26 protein-coding genes are annotated in these 24,545 nt (G+C 66.1%); 7 read left to right on the forward strand and 19 right to left on the reverse strand.

Annotated features, from left to right (window positions below; all coding sequences use genetic code 11):
- Positions 1-91 precede the first annotated feature (91 nt).
- Positions 92-613 (reverse strand): hypothetical protein, encoded by a 522-nt coding sequence (locus AC1C2T_RS08005; RefSeq protein WP_495362037.1) that lies wholly within the window; start codon positions 611-613, stop codon positions 92-94.
- 304 nt (positions 614-917) lie between these two features.
- On the opposite strand from AC1C2T_RS08005, the gene AC1C2T_RS08010 reads away from it, so the two are divergent.
- Together AC1C2T_RS08010 and AC1C2T_RS08015 are read left to right on the forward strand one after the other, a co-directional pair.
- Positions 918-1,496: a helix-turn-helix domain-containing protein gene (locus AC1C2T_RS08010; RefSeq protein ID WP_495384892.1), complete on the forward strand. Its 579-nt coding sequence runs from the start codon at positions 918-920 to the stop codon at positions 1,494-1,496.
- Entirely contained in the window at positions 1,493-2,065 is a 573-nt protein-coding gene (locus AC1C2T_RS08015) for a DUF6036 family nucleotidyltransferase (protein WP_495384893.1), read from the forward strand. The genes AC1C2T_RS08010 and AC1C2T_RS08015 overlap by 4 nt, the downstream gene beginning before the upstream one ends.
- Here AC1C2T_RS08015 and AC1C2T_RS08020 read toward each other — a convergent pair.
- A complete protein-coding gene (locus AC1C2T_RS08020) occupies positions 2,062-2,412 on the reverse strand; it encodes a hypothetical protein (RefSeq protein WP_495384894.1) in 351 nt (116 codons plus the stop codon). The two genes, AC1C2T_RS08015 and AC1C2T_RS08020, sit on opposite strands and share 4 nt — an antisense overlap.
- A gap of 87 nt (positions 2,413-2,499) precedes the next feature.
- On the opposite strand from AC1C2T_RS08020, the gene AC1C2T_RS08025 reads away from it, so the two are divergent.
- Entirely contained in the window at positions 2,500-2,814 is a 315-nt protein-coding gene (locus AC1C2T_RS08025; protein WP_495384895.1) for a DUF6966 domain-containing protein, read from the forward strand.
- A 50-nt stretch (positions 2,815-2,864) separates the two neighbouring features.
- Here the strand turns inward: AC1C2T_RS08025 and AC1C2T_RS08030 are convergent, their stop codons facing one another.
- From AC1C2T_RS08030 to AC1C2T_RS08045, 4 genes are all read right to left on the reverse strand, one after another.
- Complete coding sequence (locus AC1C2T_RS08030) at positions 2,865-3,491, reverse strand: Rossmann-fold NAD(P)-binding domain-containing protein (RefSeq protein ID WP_495384896.1); 627 nt, start codon at positions 3,489-3,491, stop codon at positions 2,865-2,867.
- A complete protein-coding gene (locus tag AC1C2T_RS08035) occupies positions 3,434-3,817 on the reverse strand; it encodes an SDR family oxidoreductase (RefSeq protein ID WP_495384897.1) in 384 nt (127 codons plus the stop codon). Before AC1C2T_RS08035 ends, AC1C2T_RS08030 begins: the two co-directional genes overlap by 58 nt.
- A 231-nt stretch (positions 3,818-4,048) precedes the next feature.
- Positions 4,049-5,074: a ThiF family adenylyltransferase gene (locus tag AC1C2T_RS08040; protein ID WP_495384898.1), complete on the reverse strand. Its 1,026-nt coding sequence runs from the start codon at positions 5,072-5,074 to the stop codon at positions 4,049-4,051.
- Positions 5,075-5,733: 659 nt separating this feature from the next.
- Entirely contained in the window at positions 5,734-6,720 is a 987-nt protein-coding gene (locus AC1C2T_RS08045; protein ID WP_495384899.1) for an SMODS domain-containing nucleotidyltransferase, read from the reverse strand.
- A gap of 112 nt (positions 6,721-6,832) precedes the next feature.
- Between AC1C2T_RS08045 and AC1C2T_RS08050 the strand changes: the two genes are divergently transcribed.
- Entirely contained in the window at positions 6,833-7,999 is a 1,167-nt protein-coding gene (locus AC1C2T_RS08050; RefSeq protein WP_495384900.1) for an SAVED domain-containing protein, read from the forward strand.
- Positions 8,000-8,682: 683 nt separating this feature from the next.
- On the opposite strand, the gene AC1C2T_RS08055 is transcribed toward AC1C2T_RS08050, so the two are convergent.
- On the reverse strand, positions 8,683-9,798 hold the full coding sequence (locus AC1C2T_RS08055) for a GmrSD restriction endonuclease domain-containing protein (protein WP_495384901.1): 1,116 nt from the start codon (positions 9,796-9,798) through the stop codon (positions 8,683-8,685).
- 163 nt (positions 9,799-9,961) lie between these two features.
- On the opposite strand from AC1C2T_RS08055, the gene AC1C2T_RS08060 reads away from it, so the two are divergent.
- Positions 9,962-12,622, forward strand: a complete 2,661-nt coding sequence (locus AC1C2T_RS08060) for an ATP-dependent Clp protease ATP-binding subunit (protein ID WP_495384902.1) — start codon at positions 9,962-9,964, stop codon at positions 12,620-12,622.
- Between the two features lie 117 nt (positions 12,623-12,739).
- Here AC1C2T_RS08060 and AC1C2T_RS08065 read toward each other — a convergent pair whose 3' ends face one another.
- Together AC1C2T_RS08065 and AC1C2T_RS08070 are read right to left on the reverse strand one after the other, a co-directional pair.
- Positions 12,740-14,014, reverse strand: coding sequence for a matrixin family metalloprotease (locus AC1C2T_RS08065; protein WP_495384903.1), 1,275 nt, complete (start codon positions 14,012-14,014; stop codon positions 12,740-12,742).
- Positions 14,015-14,217: 203 nt separating this feature from the next.
- Entirely contained in the window at positions 14,218-14,793 is a 576-nt protein-coding gene (locus tag AC1C2T_RS08070; protein ID WP_495384904.1) for a hypothetical protein, read from the reverse strand.
- A gap of 232 nt (positions 14,794-15,025) precedes the next feature.
- Here AC1C2T_RS08070 and AC1C2T_RS08075 point away from each other — a divergent pair, with 232 nt between their 5' ends.
- The gene (locus tag AC1C2T_RS08075; protein ID WP_495384905.1) at positions 15,026-15,601 is read left to right on the forward strand and encodes a hypothetical protein; all 576 of its coding nucleotides are present in this window, start codon (positions 15,026-15,028) and stop codon (positions 15,599-15,601) included.
- Positions 15,602-15,628: 27 nt separating this feature from the next.
- Here the strand turns inward: AC1C2T_RS08075 and AC1C2T_RS08080 are convergent, their stop codons facing one another.
- The 8 genes from AC1C2T_RS08080 to AC1C2T_RS08115 form a co-directional block, all read right to left on the reverse strand.
- Entirely contained in the window at positions 15,629-16,024 is a 396-nt protein-coding gene (locus AC1C2T_RS08080; protein WP_495384906.1) for a nuclear transport factor 2 family protein, read from the reverse strand.
- Positions 16,025-16,127: 103 nt separating this feature from the next.
- Positions 16,128-16,880 carry an SDR family NAD(P)-dependent oxidoreductase gene (locus tag AC1C2T_RS08085; protein ID WP_495384907.1) on the reverse strand — a complete coding sequence of 251 codons (753 nt, stop codon included), beginning with the start codon at positions 16,878-16,880 and terminating at the stop codon, positions 16,128-16,130.
- Entirely contained in the window at positions 16,867-17,595 is a 729-nt protein-coding gene (locus tag AC1C2T_RS08090; RefSeq protein ID WP_495384908.1) for a TetR/AcrR family transcriptional regulator, read from the reverse strand. Before AC1C2T_RS08090 ends, AC1C2T_RS08085 begins: the two co-directional genes overlap by 14 nt.
- A 79-nt stretch (positions 17,596-17,674) precedes the next feature.
- Positions 17,675-18,295 carry a dihydrofolate reductase family protein gene (locus AC1C2T_RS08095; protein ID WP_495384909.1) on the reverse strand — a complete coding sequence of 207 codons (621 nt, stop codon included), beginning with the start codon at positions 18,293-18,295 and terminating at the stop codon, positions 17,675-17,677.
- The gene (locus AC1C2T_RS08100; protein ID WP_495384910.1) at positions 18,295-18,801 is read right to left on the reverse strand and encodes an SRPBCC family protein; all 507 of its coding nucleotides are present in this window, start codon (positions 18,799-18,801) and stop codon (positions 18,295-18,297) included. The genes AC1C2T_RS08095 and AC1C2T_RS08100 overlap by 1 nt, the downstream gene beginning before the upstream one ends.
- A 4-nt stretch (positions 18,802-18,805) precedes the next feature.
- Entirely contained in the window at positions 18,806-19,147 is a 342-nt protein-coding gene (locus tag AC1C2T_RS08105; protein WP_495362057.1) for an ArsR/SmtB family transcription factor, read from the reverse strand.
- Between the two features lie 31 nt (positions 19,148-19,178).
- Positions 19,179-20,021: an alpha/beta fold hydrolase gene (locus tag AC1C2T_RS08110; protein ID WP_495384911.1), complete on the reverse strand. Its 843-nt coding sequence runs from the start codon at positions 20,019-20,021 to the stop codon at positions 19,179-19,181.
- A gap of 212 nt (positions 20,022-20,233) precedes the next feature.
- Positions 20,234-20,671, reverse strand: a complete 438-nt coding sequence (locus tag AC1C2T_RS08115; RefSeq protein ID WP_495384912.1) for a DUF4190 domain-containing protein — start codon at positions 20,669-20,671, stop codon at positions 20,234-20,236.
- A 214-nt stretch (positions 20,672-20,885) separates the two neighbouring features.
- On the opposite strand from AC1C2T_RS08115, the gene AC1C2T_RS08120 reads away from it, so the two are divergent.
- Positions 20,886-22,247 (forward strand): serine hydrolase domain-containing protein, encoded by a 1,362-nt coding sequence (locus AC1C2T_RS08120; RefSeq protein ID WP_495384913.1) that lies wholly within the window; start codon positions 20,886-20,888, stop codon positions 22,245-22,247.
- A gap of 115 nt (positions 22,248-22,362) precedes the next feature.
- Here the strand turns inward: AC1C2T_RS08120 and AC1C2T_RS08125 are convergent, their stop codons facing one another.
- Both AC1C2T_RS08125 and AC1C2T_RS08130 read right to left on the reverse strand, forming a co-directional pair.
- A complete protein-coding gene (locus tag AC1C2T_RS08125) occupies positions 22,363-23,691 on the reverse strand; it encodes a 6-phospho-beta-glucosidase (protein WP_495384914.1) in 1,329 nt (442 codons plus the stop codon).
- The gene (locus tag AC1C2T_RS08130) at positions 23,688-24,437 is read right to left on the reverse strand and encodes a DeoR/GlpR family DNA-binding transcription regulator (RefSeq protein ID WP_495362066.1); all 750 of its coding nucleotides are present in this window, start codon (positions 24,435-24,437) and stop codon (positions 23,688-23,690) included. The genes AC1C2T_RS08125 and AC1C2T_RS08130 overlap by 4 nt, the downstream gene beginning before the upstream one ends.
- Positions 24,438-24,545 lie beyond the last annotated feature (108 nt).

Here is a 24,545-nt window from a genome sequence, read left to right on the forward strand (position 1 = left end):
CCGCGCGCGCCGCGATGGCGGGATCAGCTGCGCCTGAGGGCGCCACGCGAGTGAGGCCTACTGGGCGCGCAACGGCGCCACCGCGTCCGTCTCACTCGGCCGTCGGTAGAGACTGCACCGGCGAGATGTCGATGTCGATGTTGCCGAACGTGAACGGGATCGTGAAGGGCTCAACGCCATTCCAGGAGTCCAACGGGAGCGCAAGGAACGACATCAGTGCCAACGCCGCCCACGCGATCGTGCCGGCGACGATGACGATCATCGCTCGGTCGATGGTTCGAAGGGCCGCGGCCTCGGAGTCCGCGCGTCGCAGCACGAGTGTCAACGCAACGATGACGATCACCGCGATCGCGAAGAATACGATCGAGCTCGGCCGCAGCGTGACGTTCACGCACATCGGGACGACGGCCGTCGGATCGCCGCTCCCATCGACGTACCCGCCATCGCCGCTGAGTCCGCCGGAGCAGCGGCCTTTGCTCGCCGTGCCGAGGATGGAGTAGACGAACGCCGTGCCGATTGCTGAGAAGAGCATGCCTCGGATGCGGCGGATGATCGCCGCGCCTGGCAGCGTCGAGAGTGTGGCAGCTGGCGCGCGGTCAAGCGTGTCGGGCATCGGCGATCTCCGGTCTCGTTGGGCTACAGGCATCGTGACAGCTGTTTCGGGACCCGGGCAAGCGGATGTCACCGCGGCTCGAGGTCGATGTGTGCTTCTCGCTGCTCGCAGCGGAATCCGAGAGAGTCCGTGATCGGCACCCACTTGGAGAGATCGGGCTCTGAGTGAAGTCGGGGCACGCTCCCAGCCTACGAGTCGCCGCCGTATCGGTCAGGCCTTCGGCGAGGTCGGGTGCATCCACCCCTTTAACCCACTAAATTAGCTATGATTGCGACTACCGCATCAATATCCCCGGGGGAGACGCATGGCTGAGATCTCGACGCTCGTTCGCTCCGCTCGGCGTGCTCGCAAGCTGACGCAGCGTGACCTTGCCGACCGGTCGGGGGTTTCGCAGAGTCGTGTGGCGCTCGTCGAGGGGCGGCATGAGACTCCGCGCTTCGATACGGCGAGCCGACTGCTCGCCGGAGGCGGTCACCGTCTGTACGCGGCCGCGACGACGCGTGACGATGTCGCCACGGTCGCGGCAGCCATCCGAAGCGCCGTGAAGCGTGACGACGCGCAGCTGGCGTTCCGGTACTTCATCCAGATGAATGACAATCTCGTCGCGGAACGGGGGCTGCTCCGTGGCGTGCTGGCGATCACGGAGCCCGAGACGACGGGGTCGAAGACGTGGGACTCGGCGATCGCGGCTCTCGTCGCGTACCGGCTGAATGCGCAGCGCGTCCCACTACCGACCTGGGTACACGCGCCCGAGCGGAGCCTTGAACGCGCCCGTGTGCTTCAGATCGACCCTGCCGATCCGGCACCGCCTCGCGGTGATGTGCCGACCGAGTTCCTCGAGCACGGCGTCTTGATCTGGCGAGATTCTTTGGAGAGCGTGTGATCCTCTTCGACCGTGACGACCTGATCGACGGCTTACGCGAGCTTGTCGAGGAGCTGCATGCTGCTGGCGAACCCGTCGGACTCAGGATCGTCGGTGGAGGGGCGCTCGTGCTGCGCCATTTCGATCGGCGAACGACGGTCGATCTGGACGCCGTGCAGGTTCGGCCAGGATCTGAGGCAGCCGTCGTGACCGCCGCCGAGCACATAGCCGATCGGCGCGGATGGCAGCGCGACTGGCTCAACTTCAAGGCGGCGGGTTTGGCGCCGTGGTGGGGTCGCGAGATCCAATGGGAGACGATCCATCGCGACGAACTCGTGACGATCGAGGTTGCGTCCGCCGAAGCGCTGCTCGCGATGAAGCTCAAGGCCAGTCGACCAGGCCGCGACACCGACGACATCCGCCAGCTGCTCGCGATCTGCGAGATCGACACAGTCGAAGCGGCTGACGCCCTGTTCAGCGAGTACTTCCCCGGTGACGCGCTCACTGAGCGTGCATGGTCGATGGTCGAGCGCATCCTCGCGGATGGGCCGCTGGATCCGCCGGCGACGCCTCCGCCGGTTCGGCTCTAAGCGCTCCGACGAGCCCGCAGGTCGCGCCATCTGAAGCGGCCGCCCTCGGCGAGCAGCGCGCTGCAGATCTGCTCGGCCGTGAATGTGCGTCGCGGGCGCAGGTCGTCGGACGCCGATGTTGCGGGCGGCGCGGCATCCGTCACGCCCTCGGCGAGCATGCGCACCTGCGCCCTCGCGATGAGCGGCACCTTCATGGTCCACTCGGTGACCTGCGCGAGCGCGTACTGCGCCCACACCGGCCACGGCACCACGACCACACGGCGGCCGAGAACGGATGCCACGCGCCGCACGGCCTTCGCCAGCAGGAGTTGCTCGGCGCCGACGACGGCGACGGTCTCACGCGGCATCCGCGAACGGGGTGGGGCTCGCGAGGTGCGTCCCGCATCTTTCAACCGGTCGCTCTCGTCGGCCCGAGTTGATGCGATGCTTGGCCAGTGACCGATGAACCTCTGTTCGACGCTCTCGCCCGACTATCTGCGCTGCTTGAAAGGCACGGCGAGCAAGGGTGGTCGAACTGGATCGGCACAGATCTTCGCAGACTCGAATCCGGCGATGCGACCGGACTCGACCATCTCCTCAGCGCATTCGGGGGATTGGGAAGTCTGAACGATCTCGTCCTGCACCCTCTGAACGGTCATGACATTGCCGAGGCGGACATTGACGCGATCAACGAGGAGCTCGTCGCGATCCGGAACGAGGTCTGGTCAGAGGCGACGAGTCTTCAAATCGTTCTGCATCGGAGAAGCTAGCGAGCGTTGCAATCGGACGCTGGGTGAGAACACCTCACTTGACATGCGCCTCAGCGACCGACCCGCAGGTCCTTCCACCCGAACCCGCCGGGCTCGGGCAAGCTCGGCCGAATCTGCTCGGCCGTGAACCTGCGCCGTGGCAGCAGATCATCGGGCACGGATGCCGCGGGCGGTGCGGCATCCGTCACGCCCTCGGCGAGCATGCGCACCTGGGCCTTCGCAACGAGCGGGACCTTCATGGTCCATTCGGTGGCCTGCGCGAGTGCGTACTGCGCCCACACCGGCCACGGCAACACGACCACGCGGCGGCCGAGCACGGATGCGACGCGCCGCACGGCCTTCGACAAGGTGAGTTGTTCGACGCCGATGACGGCGACGGTCTCACACGGCATCCGGCCGTCGATCGCGGCTTCGAGGATGTCGGTGAGGTCGTCGATCGGGATGGGGCGGATGGGTTTCTCGTGGAACCCGACGGTCGCGAACACCGGAAGGGTCTGCACGGTGCGGCTGAGGTGGCGCCCTCCGCTGGTCGAGGAGCGCGCGAAGCGCGCGTCTCGAGACCCGCCGCGGCCGTAGATCATGCCGGCCTTCAGGATCGTGTAGTCGAGGCCCGAGTCACCTACCCCGTTGGTCGAGTAGCGCCGCGAAGCGACGCGTATCGAGACCCGGCCGCCCACTTCGTCTCGTGGTAGGCCGATCCGCAGTCGGGTCGCGCCCGAAGGAAGCTCAGCATGATGACCTTGCGCACCCCGGCCCGCTTGGCCGCTTCGATCACGTTCGCGGTGCCCTCGACGTGCACCCGCTGGTAGGTCTGGTCACCGATCTCGCGGTTGATGCCCGCGCAGTGCGCGACGACCTCGCACCCCTCGAACGCGCGGGTGAGTGCGTCGACGTCGCTGGTGCGGCGAGAGATGACGACGGATGCCTCGAGCCCGAGCCGTTCGGCCAGGTGGCGTCCGACGAATCCGGTGCCGCCGGTGATCGCGGTACGGGGGTGGGTCATAGGTGAGACGCTAATACGCTCTTGAGCACGCCCGAGGGTACGTCTACCCGTGTGGGTCGAGTCATACCTTGGCGATGGTGGCCACTCGATCGCCAGGCCAAGTCGCGGATCCTGCGCGACCGGAGATATCCGTGTTAGCGCTGGCGAAATCAAGCGGCCGCACGGAGGCGGTACGACCGTCGCTCGATTGTCTAGCCAATCGTCGGGAACCGCGACCCAACTGTCGGTCCTTTACGGTGCGGCGATGAACAGGTGTCGCGGGACGTTGTCGGCCGCGTGCGGGAGGGCAATCAGGTGGAGGCCTGACTGCGGCTCGCGTAGCTGCACGCCGAGCAGTGAGAGCAGGCTACCGGCGATAGCGGCGAGATCAGCGGCAGAGCCGTGGAACGTGGGGATTGAGCATCCGCGGGTTGGCACGACCTGACCTGCCGCCGAGAGTGACCAGAAGTTTGCGTATGGTTCGAGTTCGGGGTCGGCTTCGACGATGGCTCGAGCATGGTTGTCGACCTGCAGTGGAGTTCGCGTTCCGTTGGGCGCGACGATGGTGAGGAGTCCGAGGCTGCCAGTTCGAGAGTCGGTTGCCATCTGCACGATGGTGGCGCGGCGGGGACCGAGTTCGGCGATGAGGTCGAGGTACCGGGCGACGGAGCGTGTGACGGTCGTGTCGATGATGATGTCGTCTTCGTCCCGGCTTTCGACTAGGGCGGTGTGGAGGTCGTTGTTCTTGATGATCTCGAGATTGTCAGAGATGAGGCGGAGCCGGGCCGAGAGGGCGTGGACCTTGTTCAGTCCGATGTCTTCCTCCGTAAAGTTCTGGCGAACGAGGAGACCGCCGCTGATGCGGCCCGGGTCGATGAGCCGGATGCGGCGGATTCCGGCGCGCACAGCGAACTCGGCGACCCATGATCCGAGGCCGCCGCACCCGATCAGGGTGAGCGCCTTCTGGTCGAGGGTCGAGACGGGGCGTGCCGAGTCTCTTCGCGTCGTTACACTCGGCCGTTCATCGGACACCGGGCACCACGTGATGTCGACGTTCGGGAGGGTGCCTCCGATCGAGGGGATGGACCGCAGGATGTCGGCGTGCTCAGCGCTGACCCGCCCGATGAGCACATGCGGAGGACCGCCTGCGGGGTGCGCGACGGTGACGACGAAGCTGAGCGGGGTGCCGTCGGGGTTTCGCTTCGCCGCCGCGCGGAGGCGGTCGCCGATGTTGTAGGTGTGGTGAATGCCCGTCCGCGCGGCCGCTGCAGGGCTCAAGGGGGTCCGCAGACTCGCGGTCAGACCCTCGAGGGTGCGGCTGGCGCCAAGAGGGAGGGCATGGCTTGAGTGGCCCATGGCGACCGCGTGGGCACCCGGGTTCCCGGTTGCGCTCAGGTCGATGCGGTGATCGTTCCGAAACACCGCGTGCATCAGTTTCGGTGACAGCGGAAGCTCTTCTCGGAATACGTGGGTGGGTGCTCCGTCTGTTTCGTGGAGGACACCGCCGACAGCGTGGTACAACGCGGTGCTGGGGTCAAATGAGTTCATGCTTGCGTCAGTGAGCCACGCCCAAAGTCGTTCGAGGAACGCGGCGGTGCCACCTACTGGGTCCCATTCACGTGACGGGTCGAGGTAGATGCAGAGTCGCGTGCCCTGCAGTACATGCGGGACGTCGATGAAGCGCAGGTGCTCGGTGACGACTTGGAATGAGCTGATGTCGTGCTTTGGGACAAGGACGAGTAACCGCTCCGACGCTCCGAGCACGGCGCCGCCTTCGCGGTGAGGAATTTCCACGGTGGGCAGCTCAATCTCGACGGGAAGTCGGCCGTCCGCGTCGAGCTTTCGTCTGCCGATGACTCGGAGCGAACGAGGGTTCTCGTTCTGTATTCGTTTGAACTCCGCCCACGCAATCTTCTGCCACGGCGTGTGCTCGCCGCTCACCCCGCTCGCCCGGAGAGTGACGCGGCACCCACCACGGGGGTGGCCGCCTTTCCGAAGCGACCGCTGCTCTCGGTGGTCGCTGGGGCTCTGAACCCTTCACCGAAGATCGCCTGCCACTTCCGGACGCTCTCGTCCTTGTCCGTCTCGTTGTACGCGTCGATCATTTCGGCGGCGTGCACATGGATGCGCTGCCGGAAGAAGGAGTAACTCACGTCGCTCCAACGATGGTCGAACGTGCGACCTGATCCGGACGGGTCCGCGATGGACGGCCGGTTCGGTCGTGCCTGCAGCCACTCGTCGAGGTCCGTGACGAGATTCACGAGCGTGGTTGGGACGTCTGAGTAATAACCAGGATTCAGTATCGGCTTGAGGCCGTCGACCCGGTCGCCGAGGAGAGTGGTGAGTATGACCGACCGGGTGCCGGTGAAGGAATTCTTGTGATCGCGCAGGAACTTCATCAGTCGGATGGCTTTCCGCAAGTTGCGGTTGGTGATCTCGTCGCGTTCCCGCATCCAGTTAGTGAACCCCTGCGGGTTGGCGGGCTCCCACTCATTCTCGTCTCGGTTAACGATGTGCTGGCCGCTCAGGAGATGGATGGTGGGGACGATGTCGACATGGCAGGAGTTCGCGTAGACGAGCCGGACGCAACGGCACTTGCGAGTGTGCGGCATGTCTTTGTAGGTCGAATGTCTGTGGAGCGCCTTGTACACCTGGTCGATGTATTCAGCGGGCTCCCACCCTTCGACCTCGTCCATCACGAGCATGAAGTCCGCGTCGAACTCCTTGTCGCCGACCGGGTTGATGATGGTGCGGTGCGCCCATGAGCCCTGAGGTGACTTCCCTCGGATGTAGCTCCCGATCTCCTCGTCGTTCTGGAGCGCGCCATAGATGCTGTCGACGCGTTCAGACAGCAGGTTCAGCCGGAAGGGACTGAGATTCACCGTGTCGTTCAGCAACACGTCGAAGTGGTTCGTGAGATTCATTGATCCTCCTAGTCGGGTGAGTCGCCCTCCCGAGCGGGCACTCGATTTGGAGGAACTACACTGGTGTAACTATGCTACGCGCGACCACCGACATTGAAGCGGGGTGTCCCCTGTGAGCGAAACGACGGGCACCATCGAGACGATGAAGCGAGCTCAAATTCCCGAGCCAGTAAAACGGGCGATTTGGGCGAAGTCCGCCGGGCGCTGCGTGATCTGCGCGGAGTGGCTCATCGGGTCGGACTCGTACTTCTACTCAAAGCCGGTCGGCGAAATCGCACATGCCGTTGGCGCGACCGACGGGAACAGTTCTCCTCGCGGCGAGTCCGACCTCACGGAGCAGGAGCGCGCCGAAGAGTCGAACCTAATGCTGCTGTGCGACCCCTGCCACAAACAGGCCGACGACGCGTCACTTTCCGGTCACTACACCTTGGAGTTCCTCATGGCGAGCAAGGCGGCACACGAGAAGCGCGTGCGCCAGGTAACCAACTTCAGCACGCTCACGCCGACCGCGGTCCTCCGAGTCACCGGTGCCATCCGTGGTACGTACATGCCGGCGACGGACCGTGAGATCGCCGAAGCGCTCCGTCTCGCAAACCTGACCGCGTTCGGTGAGGACCCACGGGGCGAAACGGTCAACGTCGAATTGCCGGACGCCGAGTCCGAGCCGTGGGCGTGGGGGCGGGGCCAAACGAAGATCGATGAGGGCATGTCGGCCAGCATCAGCCAGTTGCAGCGGGGCTTCGCCGATACGCTCAGTGTGTTCGCCATCGCTCCGCTCCCGCTGCTCGTGTATCTGGGGTCCCGGCTCGACGATAAGTACGATGTGCAGCTGTTCGGCCGTTCACGGGGGGACGGCCCGCTCCTTTGGTCCTGGCTGGTCGAGGAGTCTCCAGCGCCATCGTTCAGCTTCGACTTTCGCGGAGCAGACACCGTTGCAAGCGAGGCCACTGTGATCGTGAACGTGTCGGGGCGCGTTTCGGCCGAGGCGCTCCCCACCGAGCTGGGCCGCCTCCCAATCGTCGAGCTGACCAGCACGCCCGGCGGGCCCTCAGTGCTGGAAGGGAAGGCCGGTGTCCAAGCGTTCGCAGCGGCTTGGCGCGACTGCCTCGCAGAGCTTGAACAGCGGCTGCCGGAGGTGACTACATTGCATCTGGTTCTCGCCGTGCCAACCTTGGCAGCCATTGAGATCGGGCGTGCCCGGATGCGAGACGTTCATCCCGCTTTCCACGTGTACCAGCGGAACGAGAATGGCTACGAGGTCGCCGTCACCGTTAATTAGCGGCAGACTAATTAGCGGCAGACGGGTATGGATGCGCTACGCGCACATCCGCCCGAGGATTGCAGCCAACTGATCGTCGAACCGCTTGATCCATCGCGCTGGGTTTAGCGGGTCGGAGATATCCTGAGCGCGTAGCAAACGACCGGGTGAGCCTCGGTGAGTTGTGCCAGTGAGGGCTTGAGCGGCGGTCTCGAACTTGTGAGCGGCATCGTCCGATGAGTGGGCTATACGGTGTCTAACTTGACCGATGCCCTCCAGCCAGACTCGTGATGACAAAAGTTCGGCCTCCACGGGCGAACTTGTAAGGTGGGTCGCGATCCGGGTTGCGGATTTCTGCGGGTCGTGCCAGAGAAGGTAGTCTCGTGGTCCGTAAAGCGCAGACTTGGCGTCCAGCTGGGTTTGGTAGAGCGTCTTGTCGCTGGGAGCTTGAGGGGTCCACGTCGGCGTTGAGGCGCGGGCCATCATCCGAATAGTCAGCTCCTCGATGACGACTTCCCATGAGGTGAAGATTCGAAGGAATGCGGCTTCGTAGAGGGCTTCCATCTGGGGCGCCCGTAGGTTGATTCGAACCTGAGTAGTCGGCGGGGCGAGCTGCCAGAGGGCCTCTGTGGCCCCGAGCCATTCGAGTGTCGACCTCGATTGCTTTGTAAACCGATCAATGGCCGGTTGAAGACTCGCCGGCATCAGCTAGCCAGATTCGCCTGGTCCCAGAGGGTTTCGAATCTCGTCATCCTCGGCCCAACGTTGTCAGTCTGGCGCGACGAGGCAATGAGGAATTCACGCTGCCAAGCGGGCAACTCCTCGATCGGTGCGCGTTCAACGAGCACGGCCGAGAGACGCTCCATTGCATCGCGGACATTCAGGGCTTCGTCGTCGGAGAATCGACGCTGTGGGCTGGTCATTGTGACGCCAGGAAGGCCATACATGTGGTGAGCGACGACCGCAAACAGCGAGTAGAACAACGGAATTCGTCGGAACTCAGACTCCGGGATCAGGTATCCGGCAATCTCAGAAACGTGATCGAGAATCGCGTCGAACCGGGCAGTGGTGTCGCGCCGCGAGAGGTACTCGGCAGGCAGCCCATTGCCTCGATAGTTCCACTGGACTGGACTCGCTCCCCAGTCCTCGTCGAGTCCGCTGTAGAAAGTGTCGATGCTTGTCTTCTTATCTTGAACGCCGTCAAGAAGGAGGATCGTCAACTCACTAACAAATTCTACCTCTAGCATCCGAGCGATCGACGTTTCAGAGAACAGCCTGGTGTCGCGCCAGAACCCGAGATGAGCTCGGCCGAGGTCGTACATCGTGTTCTTGAACGCGCCGAAGTACTTTCCGTTTCGGAGCTCCTGCTTATTCAACCCAACCGAGTAGGTGTTGATGCGGGCAAATATTTCTAGGACGGTTGAGTCGTCGATCGCGTCGTACTGAAATGCGTGGAACTTGTACATCTTTAGGTTTGCCGCGTCGGCTTCATCAAGTTCGGCAAACGACTTCCCTGCCCACGGCGCCTCGAGTGTTCGCGAAAGCCGGTACTTGCCCGCGATGAAGTCGAAGACAGCCCTCAAGCGCTGCTGGCCGTCGATGATCTCTCGGCGAGCAGTACCCGTTCTGCTTAGTCCAAGACGTACGTGGATGGGGGGAATTGGGTATCCGCGCAGCAACGAGTCGATGAAGTAGCTCTTTGCAGTCGGTTTCCAGACCGGACGACGTTGGAACTTGGGGCTCAGTTCGAGGCCCCCTGACTCATGCCATGCGAGCAGGTCTAGCGTCACATGCGTCGTCGGCGTGAGGGAGATCGTCATGGTCACATCATAGGGACGACGTTGCTGTCTCTCATTGGCCCTCGGCGGGTGTGACGACCGAGCAGATGCTCCGCGTCGTGGCGTTCGATCGATTGGGAATACCCACGCCCTCATCTTGTTGAACTTGAGCGTACCCAACTCAAGTTCTACTTCAGGAGGATTGGTGCCCGAAGACTTCACACCCCAGAACGGTGACGAAACCAACTCATTCGACGAGTTTCTGAACCGCTACCTCGAGGGCGAGCGCTCGCGCCAGGCGCGTTCGATCGACCTCAGCCGTTTCTTGACCGCGCGCACCCAGGGCATCCTGCAGCGCGCCGGCAAGTTCGCGCTCGAGCGCGGCCAGACCGAGCTCGACGCACTGCACATTTTGCGCGTGATCGTTGAAGACGACGCCGTCAAGCAGGCCATCGCCCGCATCGGCGTCGCCCCCGAGCAGCTCATCACCGCGACCGAGGCGCGGCTGCCCGCGGCGACTGATTTCGACAAGCTCAATCAGCAGGAACACAGGCTCAACCAGCAGGAGAAGGCGAACTCTGCCACGATCACGCCGAGTGCGAGCCGCGCGCTGTTCCACAGCTACCAGGTCGCGCGCTCGAGCGGATCGACGTACATCGACCCCGAGCACCTCTTCTTCGCGCTCGTGCTGGGGCAGGATGCTCCGGCCGGCCAGGTGTTGGCCCGCGCCGGTGTGACCGCCGAGGCGCTCACGCAGGGGATGCGGGAGACGGTTGACGCTGAGGGTGAGGGATTTCGACAGGCTCAATCCGCAGAGGGTGAGTCCGAGGCATCCGAGACGCCGATGCTCGACAAGTTCGGCACCGACCTCACGGAGCTGGCCGAGAACGGCGAGCTCGACCCCGTGATCGGGCGCGCCGACGAGATCGAGCAGACCATCGAGATCCTCAGCCGCCGCACCAAGAACAACCCGGTGCTGGTCGGCGAGGCCGGCGTCGGCAAGACCGCGATCGTCGAGGGCCTCGCCCGCGCGATCGTCGAAGAGCAGGTGCCCGAGGCACTGCTCGGCAAGCGCGTCATCTCACTCGACCTGCCCGGCATGCTCGCCGGCACCCGCTACCGCGGTGACTTCGAGGAGCGCCTCACCAAGACCGTGGACGAGATCGCCGCACACAAGGGCGAGCTCATCATCTTCATCGATGAGATCCACACCGTGGTCGGTGCGGGCGGCTCGGGCGATGGCGGTACCGACGCGGGCAACATCTTGAAGCCGCGACTCGCGCGTGGCGACCTGCACCTCGTGGGTGCGACGACGCTCAAGGAGTACCGCGTCGTCGAGAAGGACCCCGCTCTCGAGCGCCGGTTCCAGCCGGTGAAGGTCGGCGAGCCGAACATCGAAGACGCCGTGCTCATCATGCACGGTCTGAAGTCGGCGTACGAAGAGCACCACGGTGTCGAGTACACGGATGCCGCGTTGCGCGCCTCCGTCGAACTGAGCGCGCGCTACCTCACCGACCGGGTGCTGCCAGACAAGGCCATCGACCTCATCGACCAGGCCGGGGCGCGACTGCGCCTGCGGCTCGGCGTGAAGGTTGACGTGTCGGCGCTCATCGAGCGGCTCGCGTCGCTCGAGGCCGACAAGAACGCCGCCGTCACGGGCGAGCACTATGAAGAGGCCTCGCGCATTCGCGATGAGATCTCGAAGGTGCAGGGGAAGCTCGACGAGGCGTCCGCTCGTGGGGGTTTCGACAAGCTCAACCAGCAGAGTGACAAGCTCAACCAGCAGAGTGAGAAGCCCAACCGGCAGAGCGTCGTCATCGACGAGGCCGAGATCGCCGCGGTGATCTCGCGGGCCACCGGTATTCCGGTGAACCGCCTCACCGAGAGTGAGCGCGAGCGCCTCGGCGACCTCGAGGGCGAGCTGCACGGGCGCGTCATCGGCCAAGACGACGCAGTCACCGCGGTCGCCAAGGCCGTGCGACGCAACCGCACCGGCATGGGCGACGCAAATCGCCCGGTGGGCAGCTTCCTGTTCCTCGGGCCGACGGGTGTCGGCAAGACCGAGCTGGCGAAGTCGCTCGCGTCGTCGCTGTTCGACGACGAGACCGCCGTGATTCGCTTCGACATGAGCGAGTTCGGCGAGCGGCACACCGTGTCGCGACTCGTCGGAGCCCCTCCCGGATACGTCGGCTACGACGAGGCCGGCCAGCTCACCGAGCGCGTGCGGCGCAACCCGTACTCGATCGTGCTGTTCGACGAGATCGAGAAGGCGCACCCCGACGTGTTCAACCTGCTGCTGCAGGTGCTCGACGACGGACGCCTGACCGACGGCCAGGGCCGCACAGTCGACTTCCGCAACGCGGTGATCGTGATGACCTCGAACGTCGGCTCGGAGTTCCTCGCGTCGCGGTCGGGTGCGCTCGGCTTCGTCGCTGGGGCGGATGCCTCGGGCTTCTCCTCCGAGAAGGACCTGCGTGACCGTGTCATGGGCAAGCTGCGCGAGGCCATGCGCCCCGAGTTCCTGAACCGCATCGACGAGATCGTGCTGTTCAAGAAGCTCGACCAGCCGCAGCTCGAGCAGATCGTGCGCCTCATGCTCGGTGCCACCGAGCGTCGGCTCGCATCGCGCGAGGTCACCTTCGAGGTGACGGATGCCGCGGTGTCGCTGCTGGCCGAACGCGGCTACGAGCCCGAGTACGGTGCTCGCCCGCTGCGCCGGGTCATCCAGCGCGAGATCGATGACCGCATCGCGGACTTGTTCGTGAGCGGCGGCGTCGGTGACGGCGAGGGCGTGCAGGTGGATGCGGTCGACGGCGAGTTCGTCGTCGCGCCCGTGCCGAACGCGATCGTGCAGCTCGCCGCGTAATCGTCGGTCGAGTAGGCGCGCCAGCGCCGTATCGAGACCCCCCAACCCGAAGGCCCGGCCGCTCACGAGCGGCCGGGCCTTCGTGGCGCCGCGAGGTCGTCGCCCGGCGCCATCGGCTTACGTCGCGAACCAGCCGTAGGTCTCGGAGAACGCGTTGTCGTACTTCGGCAGGCTGCCACCGTCGGGCCAGGTGCGCGCGCGAGCGAGTCGGTGCTGGTGTGCACCGGAGGGTTCGCCCCACGCCCGCGCCCGGTACTGATCGTTGAAGCCGGCGGTGCCGATGTTCGTGAAGCTGCCGACCAACGCCGCCGTCGACTTTCCCAGCCCTCGATGAACTGAGAAGTACATGATGCTGTCGCAGTCGGTCTTGGCCGCATCGTTGTACGTTCGGGCCCGGGCCACGAGCCGATGCACCCCGCTCTGATCGCCCCATTGGTCCATGACCCTGAAGTCCGTCGCGCTCAGCGTCGCGCTCGTGCCGTCTGGTCGCTCGCCGATCGTGAGGTGCACGTTGGGGGAGTTCGCGACGTACGTGCCTCCGCCCACCACGTACCAGCGATTGAAGAGGTCGTTCGTGCTGCGCAGGTAGAGCATCCACTGCGCATAGCCCTGCGCGCCGCGCTCCTGGTCCCAGGCGTATGCGCGCATCAGTTCGACCGACGAGCCCTGGCGTTCACCCCAACAGGCAGCGACGAGCGTGCGCGGTGACGACGAGTCCTCCTTGGCGACGCTGAACGTCGAACCGACGATCGCGTACCCGACGGGCGAAGCGGCAGGTGGTGCCGCCGCGTGCGGATCGCCGTAGAGCCGCTCCAGCGCCTCCACATCGACCTGCCGCAGGCTCTGGTCGCTGAGGTAGTAGAAGAGCGACCCGTCGCGCACGGTGACCGTGGGCTGCATGATCGACTGCGTGTCGGTCGTGTGTTCCAACCCCAGCGCATGCCCGATTTCGTGCACGGCCACCGCGGTCAGGTTCTTCACGGTGGAGTTGCGGAGAAGCGCAGTGAAGAGCCACAGTGCCGGGTTGACTGCATGGCCTGCGGCGCCCTGCCCGGCTTTCGTCCAGTTCTCGCCATCGTCGAAGACGATGTTGCGATGGTCGCCGCTGCCGGGCGTCATGCGCGCGATCGCGTTCGGATTGTCCTTGCGCCAGTCCGCCCAGTCGGCTCGATCGAAGTCGGTGAAGGAGAGGGAGAAGAGCGCACTGCCGGTATCGACCTGCTGGAAGTCGAAGTTGGACACCTCTTCCCAGCGGGCGAAGGCCTCAGTGAGCTGTGCGGCGACCTCGGCCGGCGTGAGCGCCGGCGGCGCCGTCGGCGCGTTCGTCATCCGATACGTGATGACGCCTCCCGAGAAGCTGAGCTTTTCGAGCGACTGATTCTGATTCGACATGCGTGTCCCCAAGCGTCGCGGTGCGGATGAGCCCGGTCGCCCCATGCGGCGCTGCGCGGACACCCGCAGCATACTCACGGCGCGGCCGAGCCCGAGACCCCGAGTTCAGGGGATGCCACGGCCGGCGCTGAGGCGCTGAATTCCGGGAAGGCCATGATGCGCACGATTCGCGAGGGGGTCACTCGGTCACAGGAGGTCGAAGCTCAGCTTGTGGACGCCGCACGGGGTGGCCGAGAACCGTGAAGGGACACAGCACCAGCGGCCAGGGTGAGGGAGAGCGAGCGGATGCGGCATCCGTACCAGGCGACCGCGAGGGTCGTGAAGGTGTAGATCACGACGGCTTGCAGCGCGTATGCGGGGTAGTCGATCAGCCACCGCGGCTCAGATGGATCGGTGCCGATCGCCGCCGGGTTGTCGCTCACCGATGGCACGAGCGCGCCGACCCAGTAGCCGACGGCCTGCCCGATCGCGTAGATGAGCACCGCAACTCCGATGGCCAGCCAGGCGCGGGCGGCGTGTGAGTGCCACACCGCTCGTGTCGCCCGCAAGGCCGACCGCGGCGTCCATCCATCAGCGCTCGGCGCTGCAATCGCACTCAACACCGGCGCGACCGTGAACGCCGCGACGACGAGCACAAGCATGGCGACGATGCCGATCATGAGCAGCTGCTCGCTGCCCGCCCGACTGCGCATGAGTTCGGGAATGAGCAGCAAGACGAAGAGCGGAAGGCAGGCGACGACGGAGGCGAGCCACGTTCGAAGGAGGGCGGCGAGAGGCATGTTTCGAACATAGAGAGCGCGTGCAACACGGGGAATCCGGAAAACCCCCGGACTCGTCCGCAACGAGCTCGAATGGCGCCGACCGCACTCGAGGTGGTCATGGCGCTCGGTCGCTGCCGCAGAGCGAGTCGCTAGGGTGGCTGATGTGGTTTCGGATCGGAAGCGTCGGCGCGCTGCTCGCAAGGTCAAGCCTGGTGATGGGCACGCGCTCAAGCGTTTTCGGTGGTGGCAGATGTTCTCTCGCGCGCTGTTCCATCTTCGCCTCATTCGTGACGACGGCCTGCGTCAGATCTGGTCCGTCGACGTGCGGCTCGCGGGCGACTCGAACGGCGAAGTCTGGGCGCAGCTCTACCGCGACGGTCTGCATCACGCCGGATCCAAGCTCCCCGCGGCGTTCCCGGTGCCGGGCGGTACCGTCGAGGTGGTCGCCAGCAGCTACGGGCTGAAGCGCTGCCACTACCTGAGCGATGCCGGGGTCGAGCAGCAGCTGGTACCCGATCCCGCCTCAGCCGAGGGCCGGCGTGCGCGCCTGGATCGCGAGCACCCGGCTATGGGCCGTGCCATCGGGCTCACGTCCATCGCTGTGCTCATCGTCGCCCTGATCCTCGGTGTCCCGCAGATCGTGGAGCAGATCTCCCAGATCCCACCCGTCGCCCAGAATGTCGGCTCCTTCACCTCTCCGATCCAGCTCCCGGCCGCGTTCAACATCACGCTCCTGGTGGCCACCGTCCTGGCCAGCACCGAACGCGCGCTCCGCCTGCGTCACCACTGGCTGCTCGATGGCGGGCTGTTCGACGGCGACGACTAGCGCCAATCGCACTCGGTGTTCGTCGAACTACCCGGCCGTGTCCGCGTGCCGGTGCACGACGCGCCATGCGTCGGACTCGCGGCGATAGACCTGAGTGGCGCGCAGCGTGAAGGTGCGTGGCTCGCCGTCGATCGAGGCTGACGCGCGCTCGTAGCCCACGGTGTAGGCCATCTCGCCGAGCACGTTGAAGGCGATCAGGTCGAACGCGTAGTCGGTGCAGTCCGAGAAGCTCGTCGCAAGCACCTCGAACGCCTCGGCCAGCTCGGCGCGATTCGTGGCGTTGCGCCACGCGCCGAGCACGCTGACCGGCTCGTGCTCCGACCAGATCGCGCGACGCGGGCCGTCGTCGCCGTCGAACATGGCGCGCTCGGCCCGCACGAACTCGCTCTGCAGCCAAATCAAGAACTCTTCGCGGTCGCTCATGAGTTCAGGATGCTCCGGTAGACGGCCGCGCACAATCACCGAGTGCTCTTCAGAGTCGGAATCGGCGAACGACGCACGGCGCACAGCGCTCGGCGCTCGGCGCTCAGGGCATGATGGTCGATCCGCCGTCGGTCATGAGGGTCTGGCCCGTCATATAACGGGAGTCATCGCTCGCGAGGAACGCCACGACCGGGGCGATGTCGTGCTCGGGGTCGCCGAGTCGGCCGAGCGGAACACCGTCGACGACCTTCTGGTACTCGGCGGGGGCTGCCTCCGCCCACTGGCGGATGCCCGGCGTGAGCGCCACGGGTGAGACGAGGTTCACGCGCACTCCGTCGGCGGCCCACTCGTGTGCGGCAACGCGCGTGATCGCCCGAATCGCCTCTTTCGCGGCGGCATAGGTGACCTGCGTGGGCATGCCCTTGATGCCGGCGCCCGAGGCGAAGTTCACGATCGCGCCCTTGGTCTTCACGAGTTCGGGGTGCGCGGCGCGCATGAGATGGAACGTCGCGTACATGCCGCTGCCCAGTGAGAGATCCCACATCTCCTGTGTGGTCTCCATGATGGGTGCCTGCTGCGACGCGTGGGCGTTGTTCACGAGCACATCGAGCCTGCCGAACGCCTCGACCGCGGCGGCGACGATGACGGGAGCGTTCTCGGCCTTCGAGATGTCCATCTGCAGGTAGCGGGCCGGGCGGCCTTTCGCGAGGCCCGCGACGACCTCTTCACCCGCCGCTTGGTCGATCAGGTCGACGACGAGCACGGAAGCACCCTCGACGAGGAAGTGGCGCACGATGCCCTGGCCGATGCCGCCGGCACCGCCGGTGACGATGGCGACCTTCTCAGAGAGACGCATTTTGGGGTTCCTTTCGGTCATGCCCCCGAGTTGGAGGCGGGGTGAGGCTTGCCTCGACCTCGTCGAGGAAGCGGGTCAGCGTGGTCTGCAGGATGTGCCGCCCGCGGGCCGCGTTGAGCGGGCGGGCGCGGAATCGCGAGACCTGCGGGTCGGATGCGAGTGCGGCGGCGGAGTTGACGTCAGAGGCGGCGTCGGCATCGGCATCGGCATCGGTCGAGAGTCGATCGATGCTGTAGTCGATGGCGCGCTCATGGGGGAGTGGGGTAAGCGTCAATGCGGCCGCACCCATCACGATCGCGGCGGTGCCGATGAACACGTCACCCGCGGAGTCGTCGTCGGCCCCGGCCGCGCTCAAGCGGTGCAGCACCAGGCCCGTCTGCTCGACGCTCGCGAGGTCGAGCACGCGACCGGGGGAGATCACGGCGCCGAGGAGCCACGGATGGCGTTCGAACGCATTCCACATGTGCGATGCGAGGTGCTCGAGAGAGTCGCGCCAGCTCGCGTCGCCGCTCGGAACCAGCGCGTGCTCGGTTGCCACTCGTGCTGCCATGCGCACGACGAGATCGTCGCGGTCGGCGATATGGCGGTAGAGGGCCATGCCCGAGATGCCGAGTGCGGCGCCGACGCGGCGCATCGAGACTGCGCTCAAGCCGTCGCGGTCGGCGATGACGATGGCTGCGTCGGCGATCGCATCGGCGTCGAGGCGTGCCGCCATCTCGTGCTCCCTTCGTTGTTTACAGTGTAAACCTGCAGCGAGAGCGGCGCAACGCGAGCGCCCGCGCCGCTCTCCGCGCCTACCGCGGATGCACGGTGTAGGTGAGATGCGTCGTCTTCGGCGAAGGCTCTGCACGGACCAGGTCAAGAGCTACTCGGCCCGCGTCCACGCCCTCGAACAAGCGGACTCCAGAGGCGAACAGCACGGGCGAGAGCGCGACATGGAATTCGTCGATCAAGCCGGCATTGAGATACTGCACAATCGTCTCTCCGCCTCCCGCGATGCGGACGTCTTGCTCGCCGGCGGCCTTGCGGGCGTGGTCGAGCGCGGACTCGATACCGTCGTTCACGAAGTGGAAGGTGGTTCCGCCCTGCCGCTCCCACGGGTCGCGCTTCTCATGCGTCACGACGAACACCGGCGTGTGGAACGGGGGCTCCTCCGGCCACATCTGCTCACCGGCGTCGAACATGCGCTTGCCCATCACGCTCGCACCGGTGCGCTCGAACGTCTCCCGCACGATGTCGTTGCCACGGCCCTCCTCGCCGCCCTCGCCGAGCTTCAAGTTCTCTCGGAAGAACCGCTGTCGGAACACCCACTGCTGCAGTTCCATCCACTGCTGCCCCATCAGCTCGTCGGGGGACTCAGGCGCGATGAACCCGTCGAGCGACATCGACACGCTGAAGAACACTTTGCCGGTCATCAGCCCTCCGCTACCTTCCGAACGATCTCTGCGACGTAGGCAGCCAAGTTGCCCAGGGTCTGCTGACCACCCTCGATCGCACCGTGCTTCTCGATCGCCTCGTCACGCAGCTCCTTGGTGGGGAACACCGTGAGCATCTCGATCTGGGTCCCCTCCCCGTCGGGCGCGAACGTGAGCACCGACTCGAACGCATGCGGGTCACCGCGGTACTCGCCGTGGAGCATCGCGATCCGCTCCGGCGGGACGATCTCGGTCCACGTGATCCACTCGCTGTAGTCGGTGCCGTCCGGCCCGTGCATCACGAAGTCCCACTCGCTGCCGACGCGGAACTCGAAGGCCCGCGTGGTGGTGGTGAATCCTTCCGGCCCCCACCACTGCGACAGGTGCCGCACCTCGGTGAACGCCTCGAACACCAGCTCCCGCGGGGCGTCGATCACTCGGGAGATCACGGTCTCGCGGTCGGCTGTCGCGGAGTGCGCCCGCGATTCTCGTCCAGTCGTCGTCATTCAGCTACTCCTCTTGTCTTTCCTGTTTGAGGTCTTGCACGTATGCGTCCAGCCGATCGAAGCTCTCGTTCCAGAACTGCTCGAACCCGCCGGTCCACTCGTGAACCGCTTGCAGCCCACGGGCGTCCACGTCGTACAGGCGCTGCTTGCCTACCTTGCGGTCCCGCACCAGCCCGACCTCTCGGAGCACCCGCAGGTGCTTCGACGCACCGGGCTGGGACATCCCCAGCTCCTCGGCGACCTCCGTCACCGGTCGTTCGCCTGCCCGCAGCAGCGTCAGGATGTCCCGACGCCGGGGCTCGGCGATGGCGTTGAAGACGTCCGACGTGGTCGCTGCTCGTGCCATGACAGCAAACATATACCCATATCGGCAAGTGTCACAAACCGGAGCCGCGCACAGATTCGGTCCACCGGGTGAGTTCGGCCGACAGGTGCGCGGGGGCGTCGAGTTGGATCAGATGCCCCGCTCCCTCGATGAGGGCGAGCGTCGAACCCGGAATCAGCGCGTGGAGCCGGTGAGCCCGGTCGACCGGAATCCAGGTGTCATCGACGCCCCAGACGATGTGCGTCGGCTCGATCACGGTGGTGTAGCGCCCCTCGACCTCCTCGGTGAACCGTTCGTCGGCCTGCGCGATCTGCCGGTAGAAGGCGGGTTGGCCGAGTTCCCCGGTCCACGGGGCGACGAGCATCTCGAGCTCCGCTTCACTGAGGCCCCGGTGGCTCGCGCCCCGAATGTAGGCCTCGATGGCGCCGCGGTGGATCGCCGCCGGGAGCTGGGCGAAAACGTCTGCATGCTGCTGCACCAGGGTGAAGAACGCTGAGCCCCACGGGCGCAGCGCGACGACGTCGACGAGGCAGAGCGAGGCGTACCGGGCACCATGCAGGAGCCGGGCGCGGAGCGCGACGGCGCCGCCGAAGTCGTGCGCGATCACGTGCGGGCGATCGAGCTCCCACTGCTGCAGCAGCTGGGCGAACAGCTCGCCTTGCAGCCCCAGGTCGACGGCATGATCCGGATGCTTCGACGAAGCGCCATACCCCGGCATGTCCCACAGGTAGACGGTGAACCTCGCCGAGAGCGCTTCGGCCAGCGGCCGCCAGAGCGCGGACGACCAAGGGGTTCCGTGCAGGAACACCAGCGCAGGGCCTTCGCCGAAGCTCTGCCACGCGACGGTTCGACCGCGCCACTCCAGTGTTCGGTCGGGCTGCGCGGCTTGCTCCATGGCCTCAGGCTAACTCGGCTTCTACTCGGGTGACGTTGCACCATGAGTTCGCCAGAGCGGTGAATGGCGAACTCGGAAGAGCGCAGTGGTGCGAGGCCCTGAAGCTTCGAGCCTGTGAGTGTCGAGCGCCAAGCGCGCATCGAGATCCTTCACAACGGCGACGCCCGACCCCCTCGAGGGTCGGGCGTCGCCGTGCTGAATACGCGCTGCGATCAGCCGCAGGTGTAAGTGACCCCCTCGACTTCCCAGACGCCTTGGCCGAGCTCGCTGCACATGTCGACGACGCCGCCGATCAGCGATGCGCTGACCGCGATGACGATGATCGTGACGATGATGGCCACCGCGGTCAGGATCGAGCCGACGATGATACCGGCGGTCGCCGGGGTGTTCTTCACGCCCGCCTTCTTCGACTGCGACCTCGCGACGAGGCTCACGATGAGGCCGACGAACGGCAGTACGATCGCGAGAACGAGGCCCGCGATGCCGAGGCCCTTCCCGGGAGCCACGGGGGCAGCCATGGGCGCGACCGGCGCGGCGGGGTAACCCGGCGCCGCGGGGTAGCCGGGCGCGGCGGGGTAGCCGGGCGCGGTCGGCGCGGCTGCGGGCGGCTGGGGAATGCCCGGCTGGGGCTGCTGGCTCGGGTCGGTCATGGTGCTCCTCTGTTGTGGACGGTGCTGTGATGGCATAGCGAAGGCACCTGGTGCGAGCGAGACCGCTCTGCCGATGCTGAATGCCTCCTGGACGATGATGGCAGACGTGCTGAGAATGTCGAGAAGGCTCGCGTCGAGGGGGCGAATGGTTGCTCCGTTGGTGGAAATCGAACAGCGATTGGGCCGCACGTGTCGTACTTGCTAGCATCCGCTCGTGCACATCCTCCGCCGGGTGATCGTCATCGTCGCCGTCACCGCCCTCGTTCTCATCGCCGCGTTCACCGGGGTCTACCTCTGGCAGCAGCCGATCCTGCTGACCGGCACCGGGTACGCCGCGCACAACGCGTGCGCCGTCACCGAGGTCGCCGGCCGCGACGACCCCGCCACCGACCTGCCGCTGAACCCGCTCGTGCCCTACCTGCAGGTCGACGTCGACACGGATGCCGGCAAGGCCACCGCCTCGATCGTCGGCGCGATCGCGCACCAGACGGCGTGGTACGCCGAGGGCTTCGGCTGCACGCTCGCCGACCATCGGCCCGAGCTCGGCGATGCCACCGCGATCGACGCGACGGGCAATCCGTTCACGGATGTCGCAGCCCCCGCCGCGGCGACACCCGAGGTCGACGCTGCACTCGAGCAGGCGATGGGCCGTGCGTTCGGCGACGAGCTCGCGGCATCCGACATCGAAGCGCTCGGCACCCGCGCGGTCGTCGTCGTGAAAGACGGCGAGCTCGTCGCCGAGCGCTACGCCGACGGCTTCGACGCCGCAACGCCGCAGCTGGGCTGGTCGATGTCGAAGAGCGTCGCCGAGCTGATGACCGGCATGCTCGTGAAGCAGGGCGTCGTCTCGCTCGACGACGACCACCTACGACCCGAGTGGACCGACGAGCGCGCCGACATCACCGTCGAAGACCTGCTGCGCATGCAGAGCGGCCTCGAGTGGGACGAGACCTACGACCTCGGCACGCCCATCACCCGCATGCTCTACCTCGAGCCCGACATGGGCGCCTACGTCGCGAGCCTGCCGCTCGAGAACGAGCCCGGCACGGTGCAGGAGTACTCGAGCGGCAGCACGACGCTGCTCTGCTCGGTGCTGACCGAGCGCACCGGGCTCGGCGCCGACCTGCCCAGGCAGACGATCCTCGGCGCGCTCGGCCTCTCGTCGGCGATCTTCGAACCCGATGCCGTGGGCACGCCCGTGTGCTCGTCGTACCTCTGGGCGGCGCCGCGCGACTGGGCCGCGATCGGCCAGTTCACCCTGCAGAACGGCGAATGGAACGGCGAGCAGTTGCTGCCCGACGGCTGGATGGAGCAGACCCTCACGAACCTCGACTACGAGGAGACAGACGACTTCGGCTTGGCGATGGGCTTCCGAACCAACACGCTGCCCGACGGCAGCCTGCGCTGGCCCGAGCTGCCCGAAGACACGTACTCCATGAACGGGCACGACGGCCAGAAGGTCATCATGGTGCCGTCGGAAGACCTCGTCGTGGTGCGCATGGGCTTCACCCCCGCCGTCGCCGACGAGCCCTCCGAAGTGCAACTGGTCGCCGACGCCGTCGCCGCGCTCGGCTGAGGGCGGCGAGCCCCTGCGTCCACGCCTGCCCGCGAGGGGGATCCGCAACCGACCATCGATGCAAGAGGTTCGCGCCAACCCGATGGCTTCGTCGTACCGCCGGCGGCCTTCAGGCTCAGGGCAGCAGCGCGCCGATCTCGGGGAAGTTCTCGCGGTAGCGGTCGAGGAGCGAACGCGCCACGGTGACCGAATCGACGAGCGGATGCGCCGCGAACGCCCGCCAGGCCTGCTCCCGCGACCGCTCGTGAACGGCGCTGATGATGAGCCGCTCGGCCGACTTCACCTGCGTCATCAGTCCGAGCATCTCTCCCGTGACCGGTGCGATCGGCCACGGGTGCACGCCTTCGGCGTCGACGACGCAGCCCACTTCGACGACCGCGTCTTCGGGCAGCTGCGGCACGAGCGAGTTGTTCCGCACGTTGAGGATCATCGTCGCGGATCGACCGGTGGCGAGGGCGGCCATGAGGTCGAGGGCGACCTCGTGGTACCCGCCGCCGTCGACGTCGGACTCGTGGCGCTCTTCGTCGGCTGCCCGGCTCTCGGCCATGTAGCTCGACTCGCGCTCGCGTCGAGCGGTCAGCCACGTCGCGAGCGGGTCTTCGCCCGGGGCGCTGTAGAACGCCGACTGCTGGCGGTCGAGGAACTCGCCGCGGGTCGAAGAGGCCGAGCGGATGCGTTCGGTCGCCTCGCGCGTGAAGTAGTAGTAGTAGAGGTACTCGTTCGGCAGTGCGCCGAGTGCCCGCACCCAGTCGAAGCCCATCAGGCGGGCCTCTTCGATGCTCTCGAGCGCCTGATCGGACGCGAGCAGCCGAGGCAACAGATCTTCGCCGCTCGCCGTCATCGAGCGGAGCCACCCGAGGTGGTTCAGGCCGACGTAGTCGAAACCGGTGTGGTCGGGGGATCCGCCGGCGCCGGTGGCTGCGCGACGGATGAGCCCGATCGGGGTGTCGCAGATGCCGACGACCCGGTCGCCCAGCACCCGCTGCATCGCCTCGGTGACGATGCCCGCCGGGTTCGTGAAGTTGATCACCCACGCCTCGGGGGCGACCTTGCGAATGGTCTCGGCGAGTCGGGTCATGAACGGCACCGTTCGGAGCGCGTACGCGAGGCCGCCGGGGCCGACCGTCTCTTGACCGAGCACGCCGAGGTCGAGTGCGGTGCGCTCGTCGAGGATGCGCCCCTGGGTGCCGCCGATGCGCACCGCGCTGAATACGAAGTCGGTGCCGCGAAGGGCTTCTTCGAGGTCGGTCGTCAGCGTGATGGTCGGCACATGCCGTCGCTGCTTCGCAAGGCTCGAAAGGATCGCGCCGATCGTCTGCAGGCGTGATTCCGAGACGTCGTAGAGGCGCAGTTCATCGATGCGCACGGGAGCGTCATCGGCGGAGACGGCCTCGAAGACCTGGGGAACGCGGAACCCCCCGCCCCCGATGATGGTGAGCTTCACGCGACGCTCACCTCGACGCCCGCCTCGCGCAACACGCCGAGTGTCGCGGCATCCGCATCGTCGTTCGTCACGACGGCCGAGATCAGTTCGGGGCCGCAGACGCTCAAGACCCCGACACCCGGGAACTTCGAGGCGTCCGCCAGCACGACGGTGCGCTGGGATGACTCGATCATCGCTCGCTTGATCGGAACCTCCATGCCCGTCGTATCGGAGATGGTGCCGTCGGCCCTGATGCCGCTCGTGCCGAGGAAGCAGGTCGTCGCGCGAATCTGCGCGAGCGCTTGCTCGGTGAGGGTGCCGATCATCGAGTTGTAGTTCTTGCGCACGGCGCCGCCGAGCACGATGAGTTCGACCACGTCGTCGTCTCGCAGTTCGTCGATGACCGCGAGGCTCGAGGTGATGACCGTGATGCGTCGGCCGCGGAGTTGCCGGGCGAGCAGCGCCGTCGTCGTGCCGATGTCGATGATGATGACGTCTCCATCGGCCACGAGTGCGGCGGCCCGCTCGGCGATGCGCGCCTTCTCGGGGTGATGCTGCCGTTCGACGTCGGTGAACGGAATCTGGTCGGGCTCGATGCTGCCCCCGCCGCGCACGCGTCGGAGCAGGCCTTCGGCGCTCAGCGCGTTGAGGTCGCGACGGATGGTGGACAGGGACACGCCGAACTGTTCTGCGAGCTCTTCGACGGTGACTTCGCCGTCACTGCGCAGGGAGTTCAGGATGTGCGCCTGTCGCGTTGCTGTGAGCATGTCGACGATCGTAGCAGTCAACTTCGAGCATGAATTGACGCAGAAGCGTTCATTCGAGAGTATGTTCAGTCAAACCCGATCGACGATCGCGCACGTGATCGCAGTCAA

Source organism: Agromyces sp. Y558 (genome assembly GCF_059445415.1).